We start from the raw sequence: 18,759 nt of genomic DNA on the forward strand, positions 1-18,759 counted from the left end.
GCGGGCCGGACGGCGCAGATCGGACACGAACGTACAAGAACCGGGTCCGGCGCCGGTCGACGATGGAGCGCGTGACGACACTCCCACCCGTCAACGTGAACGCGGCGTTGGCGTCGTTCGACGATGTCTACAGCCCCCGGATCGTGGCCCGGGTGAACGACTACGACGTGCGGATCGCCCACACCCTGGGCGACCACGTGTGGCACGTCCACGACGACACCGACGAGTTCTTCCTGGTGCTCGACGGACGCTTCGACGTCACCGTGCGCGCCGGCGGGGAGGAGCGGACCGTGGTGCTGCACGCCGGCGACACCTTCGTCGTGCCCGCAGGGGTCGAGCACAAGCCGTCATCGCCCGGCGGATCCATCCTCATGTTCGAGCCGAGCGGCACCCCGACCACCGGCAACGTGCCCCAGGGCGAGGTGCCCGGGCACATCGACAGCACCACAGGATACGAGCTCCGACCGTAGCCACTGCCCGGAGTCGCTCCCGCTACCCGACCTTCGCGACCAGTTGGGCGATCTGGTCCAGCTGCTCCAGGGTCTCCGCCTCGGATGCCGTCCGGATGTTCAGCGTCACGCGTTCGAGCCCCAGTTCCTCGTAGCCGGCGAGCTTCTCCGGCTCGTGCGGGCCGATGTGGGTGGCCGAGACCACGACGTCGGCCCCGGCGACGTCGTGGAGCTTCGCGAGCTGTGGCGCGAGAGCGTCCGCCGACGGCGCGTTGGGGAGCCACCGGGCGCCGAACCGGGCGATACGAGCGAAGTTGGCCTCACCGCCACCGACGTAGATCGGGGGATGGGGCTTCTGGACGGGCTTGGGCCAGGAGTAGATCGGGTCGAAGTTCACGAACTCGCCGTGGAACTCGGCCTGGTCATCGGCCCAGATGCTGCGCATGGCCTCGAGGTGTTCGTCCATGCGGCGGCCGCGGGTGGTGGGGTCGGTTCCGTGGTTCTCCATCTCCTCGCGGTTCCAGCCCACGCCCACACCGAAGGCGAAGCGACCGCCGGAGACCAGGTCGAGGGAGGCGACCTCCTTCGCCGTGCTGATCGGGTCGCGCTGGGCCAACAGGGCGATTCCCGTGCCCACCACCAGCTGCGAGGTGGTCGCTGCTGCCGCGGTCAGGGCGACGAAGGGGTCCAGGGCGCGGTAGTAGACCCTCGGCAGCTCACCACCCTGCGGGTAGGGAGTGCGCCGCGAGGCCGGGATGTGGCTGTGCTCGGCCACGAACAGCGAGTCGAAGCCGCGCTCCTCGACCGCTCGACCCAGAGCGCCCGGTGCGATGCCTTCATCCGTGACGAAGCATCCGATCCCGAACTTCATGCTGATCCTTCCGGTCGGGCGCCGGCCGGTCCGCTCTCGCCGACGGCTATCCCACATCTACTCCCTCGGCCCGGCCGGAGTCGTGGACGTGATCGGTGGCACCGCCACCCGATGATCCGTGCGGGCGGTCGCGGGACGTCCGCCCGCACGAATCGGCACGGCATCGTGCACGCAGATGCTGGGTCCGGGCCGCCTGCCTGCCCGAGCATTGTGATGCGGGCTACACCTCGAACTCCTCGGGCATCCGGGCGGTGGCCGCCCGTCGGCCGGTCGCCGCCGACTCGATGAGGAGTGATCGATGCGGTTGTCCTTTCGCCCTGCCCGCACGAGCGTCGTCGGCATCGCCGTGTTGCTGTGCGCGGCGCTGCTGGCGGGCTGCGGTCAGATGGTGGCCACCGGCCCCGGTGCTGCGCTGACGCTCCGGACACTCGACCCCTACGGCGGAGACCGGAACGCGGAGGGCGCGCCCGAGCGCGGCGGCACCCTCGTCATCGGCAACGACCGGGAGATCATCAGTTTCGACCCGACGCGGCAGAACACCAACCTCGCCGCGACGATGGTCTACGACTCGCTGCTCAAGCTGACGGCCGACGGCACGGCGGAGCCGTACCTCGCCGCGTCGATGACGAGCCCAGACGGCGGCGTGACGTGGCGGCTGGGCCTGCGCGACGGAGTGCGATTCTCCGACGGCACGCCCCTCGACGCGGACGCGGTGATCGTCAACTCCCAGCGCCACATCGACAAGGCTGCCTCACCCGCCCACGCGTTCGCGTTGCGGATCAGCTCCATGCGCGCGCTCGACCCCCTCACGGTGGAGTTCGTCCTCGACGGACCGATGGGCGACTTCCCGGTGGTCTTCGCCCAGCCCATGTCGCTGGGCACGCTCGGCATGATCGTCTCGCCCGCCGCGCTGGCGCAGTACGGCGACGACATCGGGAGCCACCCGGTCGGGGCCGGTCCCTTCACGCTCGCCGGCTGGGTGCGCGACAACAAGATGGAGCTGGTGCGCAACCCGGGCTACTGGCAGCAGGGGATGCCCTACCTCGACGGTGTGGAGATCCGGCCGCTGCCCGACACCGAGAGCCGCTACGCCACCATGGCCAACGGCGATGTCGACGCGATCAACGGCGGCTTCAACACCGAGCTCGTGCGGGCGTCCGCCAACCCGAACCTGCGTGTCTACTTCGGACCGGGCAACGGCGGCGTCCTCAACTACTTCAACTTCACCCGGGCGCCCTTCGACGACAGGCGGATGCGCGAGGCCGCCGTGGCCGCCATGGATCCGAACGCGCTCGGCGCCGCCTTCTTCAGCAACCAGCTGATCAGGGCGCAGAGCCTGTTCGACGAGAACAGCCCGTTCCACACGCAGCAGGCCACCGACGCGTGGCCGACGTACGACGTCGCCCGCGCGAAACAGCTGGTGGACACCTACCGGGCCGCGGGCGGCAACCCCGACTTCGTCTACACCACCGACCGCAGCTCCGTGCCGCTCGGGGAGTTCGTGCAGGCCTCGATGGCCGCGGTGGGCGTCAAGGTCGACGTGCGCTACTTCGACCTCGCCGAGTACGCGGGCCGCGTCCTGCAGGGCGGCGACTTCGACATGGCGAGCCAGATCGCGGCGTTCGACTACCCCTTCCCCGGGATCAGCCGCGTGTACACGACGGGCGGCTCGTCCAACTTCGGCAAGTACCAGAACCCGCAGGTCGACCAGCTGGTGCTGGATGCGAGCGCCACCGGTGACACCGCGCGGCGCACGGCGGACTACCAGCAGATCGAGCTGCTGCTCAACCAGGACGTCGCCGTGCAGTGGCTGAGCCGCAGCTACCTCTCGACCATCACGAAGCCGGAGGTGAAGGGGATCGACCGGTACATCACCCGGGACCTCTTCGTGGCCGGCACGTGGCTCGACCGCACGCAGTGACAGGCAGGAGACGGGAATGACACTCACAAAGATGGCCGGGGGACTCGAGTTCCCGGAGGGCCCGGTCGCGCTCGACGACGGGTCGGTGCTGCTCGTCGAGATCAAGCGCGGCACGCTCACCCGGGTCGGCGCCGACGGGTCGACGTCGGTGGTCGCCGCCACCGGTGGTGGCCCGAACGGCGCCGCGATCGGCCCCGACGGCGCGGTTTACGTGTGCAACAACGGCGGGTTCTCCTGGTCGGTCCGCAACGGGTTGACGGCGCCGGGCCCACAGCCGGCCGACTACATCGGCGGCCGCATCCAGCGCGTCACCCTCGACGGGGAGGTCAGCGACCTCTACACCCACGTCGACGGCCGGGGGCTGCGCGGACCCAACGACCTCGTCTTCGACGGCCACGGCGGCTTCTGGTTCACCGACATGGGCAAGACCCGGGAGCGGGATACCGACCTCGGCGGCCTCTACTACGCCACGGCCGACGGCGCCCGCATCGTCGAGGTCGTCCACCCGCTCAACGCCCCCAACGGGGTCGGGCTGTCCCCGGACGGCTCGCGGGTCTACGTCGCCGAGACGTTCACGGGCCGGCTCTGGTGCTGGGAGGTGGACGAGCCGGGCCGGGTGCGGCCGGATCGGGACTCCGGGGCGCGGCACGGCGGCACGCTGCTGCACGCGTTCCCCGGCATGCTCGGGCTGGACTCGCTGGCCGTCGACGCCGAGGGCAACGTCTGCGTCGCGACCCTCTACGCGAACTGCGTCAGCGTCGTCTCGCCGGAGGGTGTGCTGCTCGAGACGGTGCCGGTGCCCGAGGACGACGTCTTCGTCACCAACATCTGCTTCGGCGGCCCGGATCTGCGCACGGCCTACATCACGTCATCGGGCCACGGGATCCTCTACTCGACACCGTGGCCGCGGCCCGGCCTCGCCCTGAACCACACCGCCTGACTCAGTCCTTCCCCGCCTGCGCCGACTGGGGTCGGAGGGCGCGGAGGGCGGCGGCGAGGTCGCGGCCGGCCGGCGCGCGCTCCGGGTCGAGCAATGTCTGCAGCACCACCCCGTTGACCAGGGCGAGGGCCAGCGAGCCGAGCTGTAGCGCCGTCCGTTCGTCGACCTCGTCCTCGGTGACGTCGAGGATCAGTGCGGCGACCGAGCGGCGGCCGCGCTCGTAGGCACCGGCGATCTGGTCCCGCAGCGCCGGTGTGTGCTCGGCGCGCGCATAGGCCTGCACGCTCGCGACCGCCGTGGGCCGGTCCCTGGTCAGCGCGGCCACGACTCCGTCGAGGAACGCCTCCAGACGGTCGACGGGGTCGCTCCGCGTGCCGGACCGGAGGGCGTGCGCGATCTCGTCGTCCCAGTCGTCGAACGAGTCGATGATCGCCGCGTTGAGCAGGGCGTCCTTCGACCCGAAGTGGTAGCCGATCGACGCCAGGTTGGTGCCGGAGGCGGCCACGATGTCGCGCGCCGTGGTGGCGGCGAAGCCTTTCTCGGCGAGGCAGCGCTTCGCGCCGGCGAGCAGGTCCTCGCGGTGTCCCATGGCGCGATCGTAGGCCCTGGACGGACGTGCGTTCTATACACACGTCTTATACGTACGTATGATCGCCCGCATGAACGACGCCCGCCGGGCCTGGCTCGGGCTCGCCGTCCTGGTGCTGCCCGCCCTGCTCGCCTCCATGGACCTGTCCGTGCTGTTCATGGCGGCGCCCTGGCTCAGCGCCGACCTCGCCCCCAGCGGCACCCAGCTGCTGTGGATCATGGATGTCTACGGGTTCCTCATCGCCGGGCTCCTGATCACGATGGGCTCGCTGGGCGACCGGATCGGGCGGCGCCGGCTGTTGCTGCTCGGCGCGGGGGCGTTCGGTGGGGCGTCCGTCCTTGCCGCGTACGCGTCCACGCCCGAGATGCTGATCGCGGCGCGTGCGCTGCTCGGCGTCGGTGGCGCGGTGCTCGCCCCGTCCACTCTGGCGCTGATCCGCTCGATGTTCCCGGAGGACCGGAGCCGTCGTGCCGCGATCGGCATCTGGACGGGAGCGTTCACCGGTGGGGTCGCCATCGGCCCCATCGTGGGTGGGCTGCTGCTCGAACAGTTCTGGTGGGGCTCGGTGTTCCTGATCAACGTGCCCGTCATGCTGCTGCTCCTCGCGGTGGGGCCGGTGCTGTTGCCGGAGTCGTGTGACCCGTGTCCCGGTGGGTTCGACGTGCTCTCCGCGCTGCTCTCGCTGGCGGCCGTGCTCCCCGTGGTCTACGGGGTGAAGGAGGCGGCGGCACACGCGCTCGGGGTGGTCCCGGTGCTGGCCGTGCTCTGCGGCTGCGGGTTCGCCGTGCTGTTCGTCAGCAGGCAGCTCCGGCTGGCCGATCCGATGATCGACATCCGGCTCCTGCGCAGCCGCGGCTTCGGCGCCGCTCTCGGTGCCCAGACGATGATCGTCCTCGCCAGTGCCGGGATGGGGTACCTCGCCGTCCAGTTCCTGCAGCTGGTGCTGGGGCTCCGCCCGTTCGTCGCCGCACTGTGGATGCTGCCGACCATCGCGGGCACCGTGATCGGCATCGGGCTGGCCACCGTCCTCGTGCGCACCGTGCGCCCCGCGGTCGTCGTCGGCGCGGGAACCGCAGTGGCGGCCGCCGGGTTCGCGCTGGTCGGCATGGTCGGCACCGAGTCGTCGGTGCTCGCGGTGATGTCCGCGTACACGGTGCTCACCTTCGGCACCGGGATGGTCGCGCCACTGGCCATCGACCTGATCGTGACGACCGCGCCGCCGGAGCGGGCCGGGGCGGCCGCCGCCGTCGGTGAGACGGGAGCGGAGTTCGGCGGAGCGGTGGGCATCGCCCTGCTCGGCACCGTCGCCACCGCCGTCTACCGCGACGAGATCACGGGCGCTCTCCCCGCTGCGCTCCCGCCGGACGTGGTGGAGGCGGCGACCGGAACCCTCGGCGGCGCGGTGGCCGTGGCGAGGCAGCTACCGGACCCCGCGCCCGTACTGGTGATCGCCGGCGAGGCGTTCGTCTCCGGTTTCACCACCGCGGCGATGCTGGCCGCAACGCTGCTGACCGTCGCGGCCGTCGTGGTCACGGCCCGGCTCTGGAGTGTGCGTCCGGTCGAAGCGCCGGCGCAGGTCTGACGGGCCCGCCGCCGAGCGGGACCGGCCTCGCCCTGAACCACACCGCCTGGGCGGTCAGTCCTTCCACACCTGCTCGGCCGCCCGCACCACCAGTTCCAGCTTCGCGGCCTGGACGTCCTCGGTGAGCACGGGGTGCGTGTCGACCACGGAGGCGAACCCGCACTGCGTGGACACGGCGAGCCGGTCGAGGGGGAGGTAGGCGGCTGCCTCCCGGATCCGCTCGACGATCTCCCCGACCGGCTCCACCCGTGCGCGCTTGGTGGAGACGAGGCCGAGCACGACGGTCTTGCCCGCCGGCGCGGCCGCCAGCGGCTCGAAGGAGCCCGACCGCTCGTCGTCGTACTCCAGCAGGAACCGGTCGAACCCGGAGCAGCGCCGGAACAGCGCTTCGGCGACGGCGTCGTACCCGCCCGCCGCCATCCAGCGCCCGTTGCGGTTGCCCCGGCAGAGGCGGATGCCGAAGGCGACGCCCGGGACGTCGGTCACCGAGTTGATCAGGTCGAGCCCCTCGGTCAGGATGCGGGCCACCGAGATGCCCTGGTCCTCGTACCACTCCCGGGTCTCGTGCTGCACCAGCGTGGCGATCTCGGGGGCGTCGATCTGCACGTAGGTGCAGCCCAGCCGGGCGAGCTCGCGCACCTCGGTGCGGATGATGTCGGCGGCGTCCGCCGCCATCGCGAACACGTCCGAGTAGGCGGCGGTGGAGTGTTGCGGGGACCAGCGCATGAGCATCATCAACGGGCTGGGCAGCGTCACCTTGAGGCGGCGTCGCGCGCGGGCGCGTGCATAGCTGAACTCCTCGGTCACCGACGAGCGGCCCAGGCGCAGCGTGCCGGTGACGACGAGCGGGAGGTCCTCCTCGATCGGGCCGTCGTCGGTGTACCAGATGCGCTTGACGCCCGGGACGTTCTCGAGGCCCTCGACGGACTCGGTGAGCGGGCCGGTGAAGATCCTGCGCCGCATCTCGCCGTCGGTCAGCGCGCGGAGCCCCGCGCCCTCCTGCAGCGCGATGGCCTGGTCGACCGCGCGGTCCTCGATCTCCTTGAACTCCGCGGCGCTGATCGTCTGCTGCTGGACGGCACGCCGGGCGTCGACCAGATGACGCGGGCGGAGCAGGGACCCGACGACCTCGGCCCGGAGGGGATCGGAACCGTCCGCCACGACATCAACTCCTCAGTCGGTCTCCGGATCCGACGCTAGCCAGTGATCGGGTGGAGCGCACGGGCGATGGAGATACGTCACGTGCGCCCGCCGCTCTGCGTCAGGGGTCGCGCGGAGATCCGGCGCCCGTCACCGGTCGAGCCACATCGAGGCGTAGAACATGTCCCTGGAGGTGTAGCGGTCGAGGCCCTTCACCTGCGGCTTCGCGATGGTCGCCAGATAGCTGCGGCTGAGCCAGCAGGCCACCAGGTCGCGGTTCACCTGCAGCTCCACCTGCTGGTACGCCCTGGTCCGTTCCGCCTCGTCGCTGGTGCTCGCGGCGGTGGCGAGCAAGGCGTCGACCTCGGGGTTGGAGTACTTCCCGTAGTTGGTGTTGCCGCCGGTCCGCACGAGCCGGGAGGCACCGGGGAAGGGCGCGTCGAACGCGCTCACCGTGGTGGTGAGGTCGAAGTCCCCGCTCTGCACGACCTGCGACGAGTACTGGGCCAGGTCGTAGAACTGCAGCTTCACCGTGATGCCGACGGCGGCCATCTGCGCCTGCAGGAACTCCCCGAACTGGGTGCGCGCGGTGGTCGTCTTGAGCGTGAAGTCGGGGTTGCCGCCGCTCGCGCGGTAGTCCGCGATGAGCTGGTTGGCGCGTTCCGGGTCGTAGGCGGGCCACTCCTGCGACGCGGCCTCGGTGTGGTTGGGGCTGTCGGTGTCGAAGAGACTCGTGGCGGAGACGATCTGGTTGTTGTAGAGGCTGGCGCTCAGCGCCTTCATGTCGAGCGCGCGGACCACCGCCTCGCGCATGCGCCGGTCGTCGAACGGCTTGCGGGCGAAGTTGAAGTAGAGGTACTCGCCCGCGTTCCCCGGCCCGTAGTAGACGGTGAGGCCGGGGTCCCCGGCAGCGCGCACGAGCTCCTGGTTGTAGGCCGCGAAGATCAGGTCCACGTCACCGTTCTGGATCGACGCGTAGCGCGACTCGGTGTCCGGCAGCGGGCGGAACTCCAGCCGGTCGAGGTAGGGCTTGCCGGGCTGCCAGTAGTCCGGGTTGCGCTCCAGGACGAGGCGCGAGTCCGGGATCCACTCGACGAACCGGAACGGGCCGGCTCCGACCGGGTGGCGGCCGATGTCGTCGCCGTACTGCGCCAGCGCGGCCGGGGAGATGATCACCCCGAGGCTGCCGTAGGTGATCGACTGGGCGAACACCACCGGGAACGAGCCCAGCGGGCTCTTCAGCGTGAACTCGACCGTCAGCGGGTCGACCGCGCGCATCGAGGCGATCTGCTCCGCGTACGGGTGCGCGGGGGAGGCGGCCTTGTCGATGTGGCGCTGCACGTTGACCAGCACGGCGTCGGCGTCGAGCGGGGTGCCGTCGCTGAACCGCACCCCGGGCCGCAGCCCCATCCGCCAGGTGAGTCCGCCGTCAGGGCTGTCCATCGACTGCGCGAGGTAGGGCTGTGCCGTGCCGTCCGGCGTCAGCTTCATCAGGGAGTCGTAGACCGCGAACTCGGCCATGTTCGAGTTCTGGACCGCCGGGTCGAAGCTGACGATCTCCCGGTCCATGCCCAGCCGGAGCGTGCCACCGGGCTTCGGGACGCCTTCACTCGCGAGATCACCGCCCCACGCGTTGACCGCGCGGATGTCGGCCCGGGTGGCCCCGGAGGTCGCCGCCCCGCAACCGGCGGAGATCGCCGCCACGCCCAGTACCGCCACCAGGGCGGCGACGAGACGCCCACGACGGAGCCACAACCGCACCATTCCGCCTCCTCGTCGAGCCGGGGTCGAGCCAGGTCCCGTGTCGGGACGAGCGAGATCGACACCAGTGGGCTTCGGGTCGAGCGCAACCCCGCTGGTGTCGATCTCGCCGCGTGCTCAGGACAGAGCGGTGCTCAGGGCAGGGCGGCAGCCGGCGAGGAGACGCCGACACCCCCCCGCGTGCCGGCGCCGTACCTCGCCTTCTCCTTCTCCAGATCGAGCGGCACGCCGCGGCGGGTGCGCCCCTCGAACGCCGCGTCGTCGAGCAGCTCGGCGGGCACCAGCCAGGCGACCTCGAACTCCAGCCCGTCGGGGTCGCGGGCGTAGATGCTCTTGGTGGTGCCGTGATCGGTGGCGCCGACGTACGCGTCGACGGCCAGCAGGCGGTGGGCGACGTCCTCGAGCTCGGCGAGCGTGCCGATCTCCCAGCCGAGGTGGTAGAGCCCCACGGCCCCGCGTCCCGCCGGGTTGTCGGCCGCCTCGCCGATGGCGAACAGGCCGATGTCGTGGTCGTTGGTCGAGTCGGGTGCCTGCATGAAGGCGGCCTGGCCCGGCCGTTCCATCTGGACGCTGAAGCCCAGCACGTCCCGGTAGAACGCGACGCTGCGGTCGACGTCGCGCACGAACACCACAGCATGGTTGAGCCGGTTGATCCCCATCCCGGCCTCAGTCGCCCGCGGCGGGCTGGGGCGTCCGGGTCCCGGCGTCTCGCAGCGCCGCCTCGCCCTCCTGCACCGCGGGGTCGGCGTCGGTGCCCAGGTAGCGCCAGTCCTCACCGTCCTCGAGGATCTTGTCGGCGGCGCGGATCGTGCGGAAGTCGGTGTCCGGCCCGGCCAGCGCGGGCAGCGGCGCCTCACCGTTGTCGGCGAGGGCCTTCGCCGAGCGGATGAGCTGGTTGCGCATCCGGATGATCGCCTTGTCGATCGTGCCGAGGCGCTCCTGGGAGCGGTCGTAGATCGGGCCCATCGACTCGGTGACCATGAGGTCCTGGCTCACGAAGTCCTTCACCCCGCTGAACGTGGTGGTGCGCTGCACCTCGCGGTCGATGTTGTAGTCGGCCTCGGCGAGGTAGTTCCGCGGCGTGATGCCGCCGACCCGGCGCGTGAACGGCGTCTCGAAGGGGCCGTAGCTGAACAGCGGCGCGCCGCCGTGGCCCTGCGGGTTGGACGGGACCGTGGCCTCGAAGTTGTAGCGCCAGCAGTTGTGGTCGTCGATCGGCACCACCATGAGGTGGCGGGTGCTGTAGGGGACCGCCGCGATGATCGTGCTGTACGGGAAGACGTACTCGGTGATCCGGACGTTGGTGTGACCGTTGGGCGTCTCGCGCAGGCCGGCGTAGCGGAAGCCGTACCAGGTGTCCTCGATCTCGAGCTGCGGGGCGCGGTCGTGCTGCCAGAACTTCCAGGTCATCTTGTTCGACGGGTATCCCGGCTTGTCGGTGCCGTCGTCCTCGATGTCGGCGGCGCCGTCCCACGAGTGCAGCCACGAGATGTGGGCGGTGTCGACGTTGCCCTCCATCGTCTGGATCCAGTTGCAGTACGACTGCAGCTTCGTGGCGAGCTGGTTCTGCGCCGGCAGGCTCTCGGTGCCGAAGTCGCGGAAGGGCGTGATGGTCTCCGGCGGACCCATGTAGGTCCAGGCGATCCCGCCGGACTCGTGCACCGGGTAGGCCCTGGCCTTCACCTTGTCCTTGAACACGCTCTTCGGCGGCTCACTGGGCATGTCGACGCACGCGCCGTCGGCGTCGAACTTCCAGCCGTGGTACGGGCAGCGCAGCCCGCACTCCTCGTTGCGTCCGAAGTAGAGGGAGGCGCCACGGTGCGGGCAGTTCTCCTGGATCAGCCCGACCCGGCCGTTCGTGTCGCGGAAGGCGACGAGGTCCTCGCCGAGCAGCCGCACCCGCACCGGGTCGCAGTCCGGGGCGGGCAGCTCGCTCGACAGCAGCGCGGGCGTCCAGTACCGGCGCAGCACCTCGCCGACCGGGCTGCCCGGGCCGACCCGGGTGAGGATCTCGTTGTCCTGCTGGGACAGCATCGTCCGACCTCCCTTTCCGCGCCTTCCGGACCACTGCGGGAGCGCAGGGCCGGGTACGCGGATGCCGTTTCCGCCTACCGCCCGGAGCGACGCGGACTACCGGGATTCACACCGCGTGCCTGCGACGTCGGGCCGGCCCGCTTCCGTGGATGGCGTCCCAGCGAGATTAGCCACGCAGCCCGACGGGGGGGAAACAATGATTGTTTCTGTCGCGGCATCAGCGGTGCTGATGGCGGATCCGCGGGGAGGGCCCGCCGGGCGCCGCATGCGGGGGGCTGGTGATCGGCGCCCCGGTGTCCTTCGATGGACCCGTGAAGTCCGCGACGTCGCGTCTGGCCGGTCTGGACCTCAACCTTCTCATCGTCCTGCGCGAGCTCCTGCGGGAGCGCAACGTCACGAGGGCCGCCGAGCGGGTCGGGGTGTCCCAGCCTGCGGTGAGCGCCGCGCTCGCGCGGCTGCGCCGGTACTTCGACGACGACCTGCTGATCCGGCGGAGCGGGAAGTACGAGCTGTCCGCGCTCGCCTTCCAGCTGGGCGAGCAGGTCGAGGCCGTCTGTGAGGGTGTCGAGCGGCTGCTCGCCACCGGCTCGCGCTTCGACCCCGCCACCTCGCGCCGCGAGTTCACGATCGTGATGTCGGACTACGCGGTCGCGGTGCTGGGGCAGCCACTCGCCGCGGCGATGAACGCGGATGCGCCGCACACCCGGCTGAACGTCGTGCTCGTGCGGGAGTCGCTCGCCGCGAACATCACGCAGACGATCCGCGTGGTCGACTGCGTGATCTCCCAGGCCACCGGTCGGTTCCGCGTCCCGGAGATCCGCTCCGCCCCGCTGCTGGCCGACCGCTGGGTGTGCGTCGTGGCGGCCGGGAACCGGCGGTTCGGTGAGGAGTACGCCGACCTCGGCGAGCTGACAACGGCCACCTGGGTCGTGCCGTACCACGACGACGCCGAGTTCCCGTCCGTCGTGCCGGTGAGCCGGCAGCTCGCGCGGCTCGGGGTGCGGCCGCAGGTGGCGATCCGGGTGGACAGCTTCCACGCGGTTCCCTACCTCCTGGCCTCCACCGACCATGTGGCCCTCATGCAGGAGCGGCTCGCCAGGGAGTGCGCCCGGCACCTGCCGTTGCGGATACTGGCCTGCCCGGCGCCGCTCGACCCGCTCGAGGCCCGGCTGTGGTGGCACGAACGGCACGACGAGGAAGCCGGGCACCGGTGGTTCCGCCGCCTCGTGCTCGACGCGGCGCAGGGCGGAGCGCCCGTCCCGGCTCAGCCCGCCGGTGGCAGTGACGACCTGCCGGACGGCCGGCATCGACACGGTTGATGGCGCCCATGCCGATTTTCTGTTTCCTCCTGCCCGGCTCCGGTCCCTAACGTCGGATCCGTGAAGATCGTGGTGTCGCGCCTTGACGAGTTCCCGCCGGGGGAGCGCCGGATCGTGCAGGCCGGCCGCCGGTCGATCGGCGTGTTCCGGGTGGGCGACAGCTTCTACGCCGTGAACAACCACTGCCCCCACCAGGGCGGACCGCTGTGCCTCGGCCGCACGAAGCCGTGGGTCCGGTCGGCGGGTCCCGGTGACTACGCGATGGCGGAGCAGGAGGCGCTCGTCGCCTGCCCGTGGCACGGCTGGGAGTACGACCTGGCCACCGGCCAGTCCTTCCTCGGCCCGGGCGAACCGCCGGCCCGCACCTACGACGTGTCGGTCGAGGCGGGTGCCGCCACGGCCGAGCCGGTGAACGGCCGCCTGCCCGGTCCCTTCGTCGCCGAGACGTTCCCGGTGCACGTCGAGGACGCCTACGTCGTGGTCGACACGAGCCCGCGCGCGCCGGCGGCGGGCGTACCCGGAGGTGAGCGATGACCAGCACGGCACTGCCCGCCCAGGCCGGCCGCACGGCGGCCCGGGCCCGGCACACGATCGTCGACGCGGACATCCATCCCCACGCACCGGCCCCGCAGATCCGCGAGCGGCTCGCGCAGCGGCACCGGGATCGGTGGGACATGTTCGCCAACCGCGTGCCGGGGCCGCCGGAGATCTACCCGCGCGTGCGCAACTCGGGCTTCCGGCTCGACTCGTGGCCGCCAGGTGGGTTCCCGGGCGGCGACCTGCAGATGGTGCGCGACCAACTGCTCGACGAGTACGGGATCGACCACGGGATCCTGATCCCGCTGCAGGGACACAGCTGGGGCGTTGAGGAGCCGGAGTACGCGGCGGCGCTGTGCCACGCGCTCAACGACTGGCTGGCCGACGAGTGGCTCTCCGCCGAGCCGCGCCTGCGCAGCTCGATCGCCATCGCGCACGAGGCGCCCGACCTGGCGGCCGAGGAGATCGGGCTGCGCGCGCGCGACCCGCGGTTCGTCCAGGTGCTGCTGTCGACGGGCGGCGAGCTGGGGTTCGGGCGCAGGCGGTACTGGCCGATCTACGAAGCGGCCGCGGCGGCCGGGCTGCCGATCGCGGCGCACACCGGCGGCCTGGAGCAGCACCGCGGGGCCGGGTGGCCGTCGTTCTACCTCGAGGAACACGTGTGGAACGGCAACACGATGGCCGCGCTGATCATCAGCATGCTGAGCGAAGGGGTCTTCGAACGGTTCCCGTCGCTGCAGGTGGCGTGCGTCGAAGGGGGGATCGCCTGGGCGGGGCCGCTGATGTGGGCACTCGACGACGCCTGGGAGCAGCTGCGCGCCGACGTGCCGCACCTGCGCAGGCCGCCGTCGGAGTACATCCGCGAGCACATCTGGTTCACCACGCAGCCCATCGAGGAGCCGGACGACCCCGCGCACCTGGAGATCGCGCTGGCGCACATCGGGATGAACGACCGGATCATGTTCGCGTCCGACTACCCGCACTGGGACTTCGACTCGCCGCGGCAGGCCCCGCGGCTGTTCCCGGCGGCGCTGCGGCCCACGATCATGGGAGCGAACGCCTGCAGGCTCTACGGGCTGCCCGAGGCGGAGCCGGAGGGGGCACGATGACCGCGGCACCCCCCACGACCGGTGTCGTCGACACCGACGTGCACTGCACGCCCGCAACGCTCGGCGATCTCCTGCCCTACCTCGAGCCGTACTGGCGCACCTACATCCAGGACGGCGGGGTGTTCCTCTCGCCCACCCAGGGCGGGGCGTACCCGCCGCAGGCGCCGACGAGCGCCACGCCCGAGGCGCGAGCCGCCGGGGCCTTCCCGGCCACGACGGTCGACGAGCTGCGGACCGGGCTACTCGACCCCGCCGGGCTGCGCACCGCCGTGCTGAACTGCACCACGTCGTTCCACTGCAACCGCAACCCGTACTACGAGGCCGCGCTCACCCGAGCGGTCAACGACTGGCTGGTCACCGAGTGGCTCGACCGGGACGACCGGCTGCGGGCGAGCATGGTGGTGCCCACGCTCGACACCGAGGCCGCGGTGGCCGAGATCGAGCGGATCGGCGGGCACCCCGGGATCGTGCAGGTGCTGCTGCCCGTCCGCACGGACGTCCCGTGGGGCAACAAGCGCCACCACCCGATGCTGCAGGCGGCGGCCGCCCACGACCTCGTGGTGGGCCTGCACGCGTGGGGCCGGATCGGCAACGCGGCCACCCCGACCGGGATCACCCACACCTACCTCGAGGACTACCTGGGCAACTCCCAGCTGATCGTGCAGGCGCAGGTGACGAGCCTGGTCACCGAGGGCGTCTTCACCCGGTTCCCGGAGCTGCGGGTGGTGCTGGCGGAGTGCGGGTTCTCCTGGCTGCCCACGCTGCTGTGGCGCTTCGACAAGGACTGGAAGGGCGTCTGGCGGGAGGTGCCGTGGCTCGACGGGCGCCCGTCGGAGGTGGTGCGCCGCCACATCCGGCTGACCACGTCGCCGGCGCACCTGCCGCGCGACCCGGCGCAGGTCCGGCAGGTGCTGGACCTGCTCGACGCCGCCGCGATGCTCCTGCACGCCAGCGACCACCCGCACGACCACGGCGACGGCGGCGAACGGCTGCTGGCCGCGCTCACCGGGCCGGAGCGTGAGCGCGTGCAGAGCGGCAACGCGATCGACTGGTACCGGCTGGGGCAGTGATCCTCGACGGGTTCGCGACGGCTGATGTGGACACCCCGGCAGGTGCCCGCATCCGCGTACGCACGGCCGGGAGCGGTCCGCCGGTGCTGCTGCTGCACGGATACCCGCAGACCTCGGCCATGTGGCACCTGGTCGCTCCGGAGCTGGCCCGCGAGCACACGGTGGTGGTGGCCGACCTGCGCGGGTACGGCGACAGCATCCCGCCGCCCGGCGCGGCAGGCGACCCGGCGGCCTTCGGCAAGCGCGCCATGGCCGCCGACCAGGTGGCCGTGATGGCCGCGCTGGGGTTCGGGGAGTTCGCCGTGGCCGGGCACGACCGCGGCGCGCGCTGCGCCTACCGTCTCGCGCTGGACCACCCGGAGATCGTGACGGCGCTCGCCGTGCTGGACATCCTGCCGACGGCGGACGTGTTCGCCCGTGTGGACGCGGCGTTCGCGCGGTCGGCGTGGCACTGGTTCTTCCTCGCCCAGCCCGGCGACCTGCCCGAACGCCTCATCGCTGCGGACCCGGACGCGTTCTTCCTCCGCGGCACCGACGGCGTCTTCACGCCGGAGGCGCTGGCGGCCTACCGCGTCGCCTTCCACCGGCCCGACGTGGTGCACGCCCTGTGCCAGGACTACCGGGCGGGCGCCACCGTCGACGTCGCCGACGACGAGGCCGACCGGGGCCGCAGGCGGATACCGTGCCCGACGCTCGTGCTCTGGGGGCGCCGCGGCCCGCTCGGCCGGGTGCCCGACGTGCTCGACGTGTGGCGGCAGTGGGCGCCTGCGGCGGCGGGAAGATCGCTGGACTGCGGGCACTACCTCGCCGAAGAGCGCCCGGCCGAGACGGCCGCCGCGCTGCGCGACCTCCTCCGGTCGCCGTGCCCATAGGTCATCCGTCGCGTTGACCCGGCGCCCCGGCGCACCCTTAATGAGGGCATGGGCAGGGAGGCCGGACGGTGAAGCGCGGACCGGTGTCCCTGGCCAACCTCGACCTGAACCTCCTGGTGTTCCTGCGTGAGCTGATGCGCGAGCGGAACGTGACGCGCGCGGCGCAGCGGGTGGGGGTCACGCAGTCGGCGGCGAGTGCGGCGCTCTCGCGCCTGCGCCGGCACTTCGGCGACGAACTGCTCGTCCGCTCCCGCGGCGGCTACGTGCTCTCGCCGCTCGCGATGCAGATCGCCGACCAGGTGGAACCGGTGTGCGCGAGCGTGGAGCGGCTGTTCGCCACGAGCCCGGACTTCTGCCCCGAGGAGTCCGACCGGGAGTTCACGCTGCTCGTGCCGGACTACGTGCTCGCGGCGTTCGGCGAGCGGTTCTCCCGCGAGCTGTACGCGGCGGCCCCGCGGGCACGGCTGCACGTCCAGGTCGTGAAGCAGGCCCTTCCCGGTGACGTCCTCGACGCGCTGCGCGTGCTCGACGGGATCGTGTCCGCTCCCAGCGCCGCACTGCGGGGCGCCGGTATCCGCAGCATGGAGCTCTTCCGGGACCGCTGGGTGTGCGTGGTCGCCGCCGACAACCCGGCGCTCGAGGGCGCCGGTTCGCACCTCGCGCTGGCCGACCTCCAGCGGCTCCCGTGGGTCGTCCCGCACCATCCCGACGGCGGGTACCCGGCGACCTTCCCGCTCGCCCCGCTGATCGCCCGGCTGGACGAGCGACCGCGCGTCGCGGTCCGGGTGGACAGCTACCAGGCCACCCCGTACTTCGTGGCGGGCACCGACCGGGTCGCCGTCATGCAACGGCGCCTCGCCGCGCTGTTCGCCGACCGCCCCGATCTGCGCGTACTGGAGTGCCCGGGCGACCCGCCACCGATCGTCGAGTCCCTGTGGTGGCACGAGAGACACGACGAGGACGACGCGCACCGCTGGTTCCGCGGGATCGCGGCCCGCGCCGCACGCGACCCCGGTGCCGGGCTCCGCGCGGCCGGACCTGCCCATCTCAGCCATGAGTCGCGCCCCGCGGCGTCGAAACGGAGGAGCTCGTGACCCAGGTGATCGAACCGACCGCCCACGTGCAGACCGACCTGTACGTCGACGGCGCGCCGGTGGCCACCGAGCGCACGCTGCGCGTGGCCGACCCGGCCGACCCGTCGGCGACGGTGGGGTACGCCGCGGCCGCCACCCGCAGCCAGGCGCTCGACGCCGTGGCCGCCGCGGACCGGGCCTTCCCCGCGTGGGCGGCCCGCAGTGCGGGGGAGCGGGCCGACCTGCTCCGCACCGCGATCGCCGGGCTCGCGGAGCACCGCGGCGCCGACGCGGAGATCCTGACCAGGGAGAACGGGAAGATCCTGCAGGAGTCCACGATCGACCTGATCGTGTTCGACCACCGCGTGGAGCTGGCCGTCGCCGGCGTCGACCAGGTGGGCGTCACGTCCACGCTCATCGGCCCGCCCTACGACACGCAGGTCGGCTACGTCCCGCTCGGCGTCGTCACGATCATCGTGCCGTTCAACTGGCCGCTGGCCATCCTCGCCGCGTCGCTGCCGCAGGCCCTGCTGGCGGGCAACACGGTCGTCGTCAAGCCGCCGCCGTCGGCCCCGCTCGCCACGACGCGGGTGGTGCAGCGGGTGGCCGCGGCGCTGCCACCCGGCGTGCTCAACGTCGTCACGGGCGATGACGCGGAGATCGGGACGGCGCTGGTGAGCGACGAGCGCGTCGCCAAGGTCTGCTTCACGGGCAGCCCCGCCGGTGGCAGGCGGATCATGGCGATGGCGGCGGAGACGCTCACCCGCGTGGCCCTTGAGCTGGGCGGCAACGACCCGGCGCTGGTGCTCGACGACGCCGTACTGGACGACGCCGCGCTCGACCGGCTGGTGGCAGGCACCTTCGCCTCGACCGGGCAGATCTGCATGGCGATCAAGCGGCTGTACGTGCACCGGTCGCGCTACTCCGAGGTCGTGGAGGGCATGTCGGCCCGGCTCGCCGGTCAGGTGCTCGGCCACGGCCTCGACCCGGCCACCACGATGGGACCGCTGCACACGGCGCGCCAGCGCGACTTCGTGGCCGACCTGGTGGCGCAGGCCCGCGCGGCGGGAGCCGAGGTGCGCGAGTTCGGCAGCGGGCCCGACGACCGCTGGGCGGACGGACACTTCCTGCGCCCGAGCCTGGTGCTCGAGCCGCCGCGGGATGCCGGGGTGGTGACCGAGGAGCAGTTCGGTCCGACCCTGCCGATCATCCCGTTCGACACCGACGACGAGGCGGTCGCCGCCGCCAACGACACGTGGGCCGGGCTCTGCTCCTCGGTGTGGACGCCCGACCGGGACCGGGCCGCCCGCGTGGCCGCCCGCCTGCGCAGCGGCTACACGTTCGTCGACGCGCACGGGGCGCCGTGGCTGGACGAGCGGGCCCCGTTCGGCGGGCTCAAGGGCAGCGGCATGGGTCGCGAGATGGGCGTCGAGGGCCTGCGCGAGTTCATGGACACCCACTCCGTGGCGTTCCCCAGCGGGTGACGGGACCC

17 protein-coding genes are annotated in these 18,759 nt (G+C 72.0%); 11 read left to right on the top strand and 6 right to left on the bottom strand.

The genetic code is table 11. From position 1 onward, the window contains the following. Nucleotides 1-71: 71 nt before the first annotated feature. On the top strand, nt 72-470 hold the full coding sequence (locus tag AC5L35_RS27985) for a cupin domain-containing protein (protein ID WP_495062694.1): 399 nt from the start codon (nt 72-74) through the stop codon (nt 468-470). 22 nt (nt 471-492) lie between these two features. Here the strand turns inward: AC5L35_RS27985 and AC5L35_RS27990 are convergent, their stop codons facing one another. Further along, nucleotides 493-1,320 (bottom strand): LLM class F420-dependent oxidoreductase, encoded by an 828-nt coding sequence (locus tag AC5L35_RS27990; RefSeq protein ID WP_495062695.1) that lies wholly within the window; start codon nt 1,318-1,320, stop codon nt 493-495. A gap of 298 nt (nt 1,321-1,618) precedes the next feature. Here AC5L35_RS27990 and AC5L35_RS27995 point away from each other — a divergent pair, with 298 nt between their 5' ends. After that, nucleotides 1,619-3,241 carry an ABC transporter substrate-binding protein gene (locus AC5L35_RS27995; protein ID WP_495062696.1) on the top strand — a complete coding sequence of 541 codons (1,623 nt, stop codon included), beginning with the start codon at nt 1,619-1,621 and terminating at the stop codon, nt 3,239-3,241. A gap of 16 nt (nt 3,242-3,257) precedes the next feature. Then, nucleotides 3,258-4,181: an SMP-30/gluconolactonase/LRE family protein gene (locus AC5L35_RS28000; RefSeq protein ID WP_495062697.1), complete on the top strand. Its 924-nt coding sequence runs from the start codon at nt 3,258-3,260 to the stop codon at nt 4,179-4,181. A 1-nt stretch (nt 4,182) separates the two neighbouring features. On the opposite strand, the gene AC5L35_RS28005 is transcribed toward AC5L35_RS28000, so the two are convergent. Further along, nucleotides 4,183-4,770, bottom strand: a complete 588-nt coding sequence (locus AC5L35_RS28005) for a TetR/AcrR family transcriptional regulator (protein ID WP_495062698.1) — start codon at nt 4,768-4,770, stop codon at nt 4,183-4,185. A gap of 70 nt (nt 4,771-4,840) precedes the next feature. Between AC5L35_RS28005 and AC5L35_RS28010 the strand changes: the two genes are divergently transcribed. After that, nucleotides 4,841-6,352 (top strand): MFS transporter, encoded by a 1,512-nt coding sequence (locus AC5L35_RS28010; RefSeq protein ID WP_495062699.1) that lies wholly within the window; start codon nt 4,841-4,843, stop codon nt 6,350-6,352. Between the two features lie 54 nt (nt 6,353-6,406). Here AC5L35_RS28010 and AC5L35_RS28015 read toward each other — a convergent pair whose 3' ends face one another. The 4 genes from AC5L35_RS28015 to AC5L35_RS28030 all read right to left on the bottom strand — a co-directional run bounded on the left by AC5L35_RS28015 (nt 6,407) and on the right by AC5L35_RS28030 (nt 11,287). Then, entirely contained in the window at nt 6,407-7,513 is a 1,107-nt protein-coding gene (locus tag AC5L35_RS28015; protein WP_495062700.1) for a cobalamin-independent methionine synthase II family protein, read from the bottom strand. A gap of 129 nt (nt 7,514-7,642) precedes the next feature. After that, nucleotides 7,643-9,256, bottom strand: coding sequence for an ABC transporter substrate-binding protein (locus AC5L35_RS28020; protein WP_495062701.1), 1,614 nt, complete (start codon nt 9,254-9,256; stop codon nt 7,643-7,645). A 131-nt stretch (nt 9,257-9,387) separates the two neighbouring features. Next, entirely contained in the window at nt 9,388-9,912 is a 525-nt protein-coding gene (locus AC5L35_RS28025) for a VOC family protein (protein ID WP_495062702.1), read from the bottom strand. Between the two features lie 7 nt (nt 9,913-9,919). Continuing rightward, nucleotides 9,920-11,287: a Rieske 2Fe-2S domain-containing protein gene (locus AC5L35_RS28030; RefSeq protein WP_495062703.1), complete on the bottom strand. Its 1,368-nt coding sequence runs from the start codon at nt 11,285-11,287 to the stop codon at nt 9,920-9,922. A gap of 311 nt (nt 11,288-11,598) precedes the next feature. On the opposite strand from AC5L35_RS28030, the gene AC5L35_RS28035 reads away from it, so the two are divergent. The 7 genes from AC5L35_RS28035 to AC5L35_RS28065 all read left to right on the top strand — a co-directional run bounded on the left by AC5L35_RS28035 (nt 11,599) and on the right by AC5L35_RS28065 (nt 18,751). Next, nucleotides 11,599-12,606, top strand: a complete 1,008-nt coding sequence (locus AC5L35_RS28035) for a LysR family transcriptional regulator (protein WP_495062704.1) — start codon at nt 11,599-11,601, stop codon at nt 12,604-12,606. A gap of 60 nt (nt 12,607-12,666) precedes the next feature. Further along, complete coding sequence (locus AC5L35_RS28040) at nt 12,667-13,140, top strand: Rieske (2Fe-2S) protein (RefSeq protein ID WP_495062705.1); 474 nt, start codon at nt 12,667-12,669, stop codon at nt 13,138-13,140. Then, the gene (locus AC5L35_RS28045; RefSeq protein ID WP_495062706.1) at nt 13,137-14,252 is read left to right on the top strand and encodes an amidohydrolase family protein; all 1,116 of its coding nucleotides are present in this window, start codon (nt 13,137-13,139) and stop codon (nt 14,250-14,252) included. The genes AC5L35_RS28040 and AC5L35_RS28045 overlap by 4 nt, the downstream gene beginning before the upstream one ends. Continuing rightward, the gene (locus AC5L35_RS28050; RefSeq protein ID WP_495062707.1) at nt 14,249-15,322 is read left to right on the top strand and encodes an amidohydrolase family protein; all 1,074 of its coding nucleotides are present in this window, start codon (nt 14,249-14,251) and stop codon (nt 15,320-15,322) included. The genes AC5L35_RS28045 and AC5L35_RS28050 overlap by 4 nt, the downstream gene beginning before the upstream one ends. Then, a complete protein-coding gene (locus AC5L35_RS28055) occupies nt 15,322-16,194 on the top strand; it encodes an alpha/beta fold hydrolase (protein WP_495062775.1) in 873 nt (290 codons plus the stop codon). Before AC5L35_RS28050 ends, AC5L35_RS28055 begins: the two co-directional genes overlap by 1 nt. Nucleotides 16,195-16,262: 68 nt before the next feature. Then, nucleotides 16,263-17,288 carry a LysR substrate-binding domain-containing protein gene (locus AC5L35_RS28060; RefSeq protein ID WP_495062708.1) on the top strand — a complete coding sequence of 342 codons (1,026 nt, stop codon included), beginning with the start codon at nt 16,263-16,265 and terminating at the stop codon, nt 17,286-17,288. Then, a complete protein-coding gene (locus AC5L35_RS28065; RefSeq protein WP_495062709.1) occupies nt 17,285-18,751 on the top strand; it encodes an aldehyde dehydrogenase family protein in 1,467 nt (488 codons plus the stop codon). Before AC5L35_RS28060 ends, AC5L35_RS28065 begins: the two co-directional genes overlap by 4 nt. The last annotated feature ends 8 nt before the right edge of the window (nt 18,752-18,759 follow it).

It is taken from the genome of Pseudonocardia sp. OZ21 (assembly GCF_059359135.1).

Coding starts and splice junctions, on each gene's coding strand:
- AC5L35_RS27990 (WP_495062695.1), bottom strand. CDS start 1,320: ATGAAGTTCGGGATCGGATGCTTCGTCACGGATGAAGGCATCGCACCG.
- AC5L35_RS27995 (WP_495062696.1), top strand. CDS start 1,619: ATGCGGTTGTCCTTTCGCCCTGCCCGCACGAGCGTCGTCGGCATCGCC.
- AC5L35_RS28000 (WP_495062697.1), top strand. CDS start 3,258: ATGACACTCACAAAGATGGCCGGGGGACTCGAGTTCCCGGAGGGCCCG.
- AC5L35_RS28005 (WP_495062698.1), bottom strand. CDS start 4,770: ATGGGACACCGCGAGGACCTGCTCGCCGGCGCGAAGCGCTGCCTCGCC.
- AC5L35_RS28010 (WP_495062699.1), top strand. CDS start 4,841: ATGAACGACGCCCGCCGGGCCTGGCTCGGGCTCGCCGTCCTGGTGCTG.
- AC5L35_RS28020 (WP_495062701.1), bottom strand. CDS start 9,256: ATGGTGCGGTTGTGGCTCCGTCGTGGGCGTCTCGTCGCCGCCCTGGTG.
- AC5L35_RS28025 (WP_495062702.1), bottom strand. CDS start 9,912: ATGGGGATCAACCGGCTCAACCATGCTGTGGTGTTCGTGCGCGACGTC.
- AC5L35_RS28030 (WP_495062703.1), bottom strand. CDS start 11,287: ATGCTGTCCCAGCAGGACAACGAGATCCTCACCCGGGTCGGCCCGGGC.
- AC5L35_RS28045 (WP_495062706.1), top strand. CDS start 13,137: ATGACCAGCACGGCACTGCCCGCCCAGGCCGGCCGCACGGCGGCCCGG.
- AC5L35_RS28050 (WP_495062707.1), top strand. CDS start 14,249: ATGACCGCGGCACCCCCCACGACCGGTGTCGTCGACACCGACGTGCAC.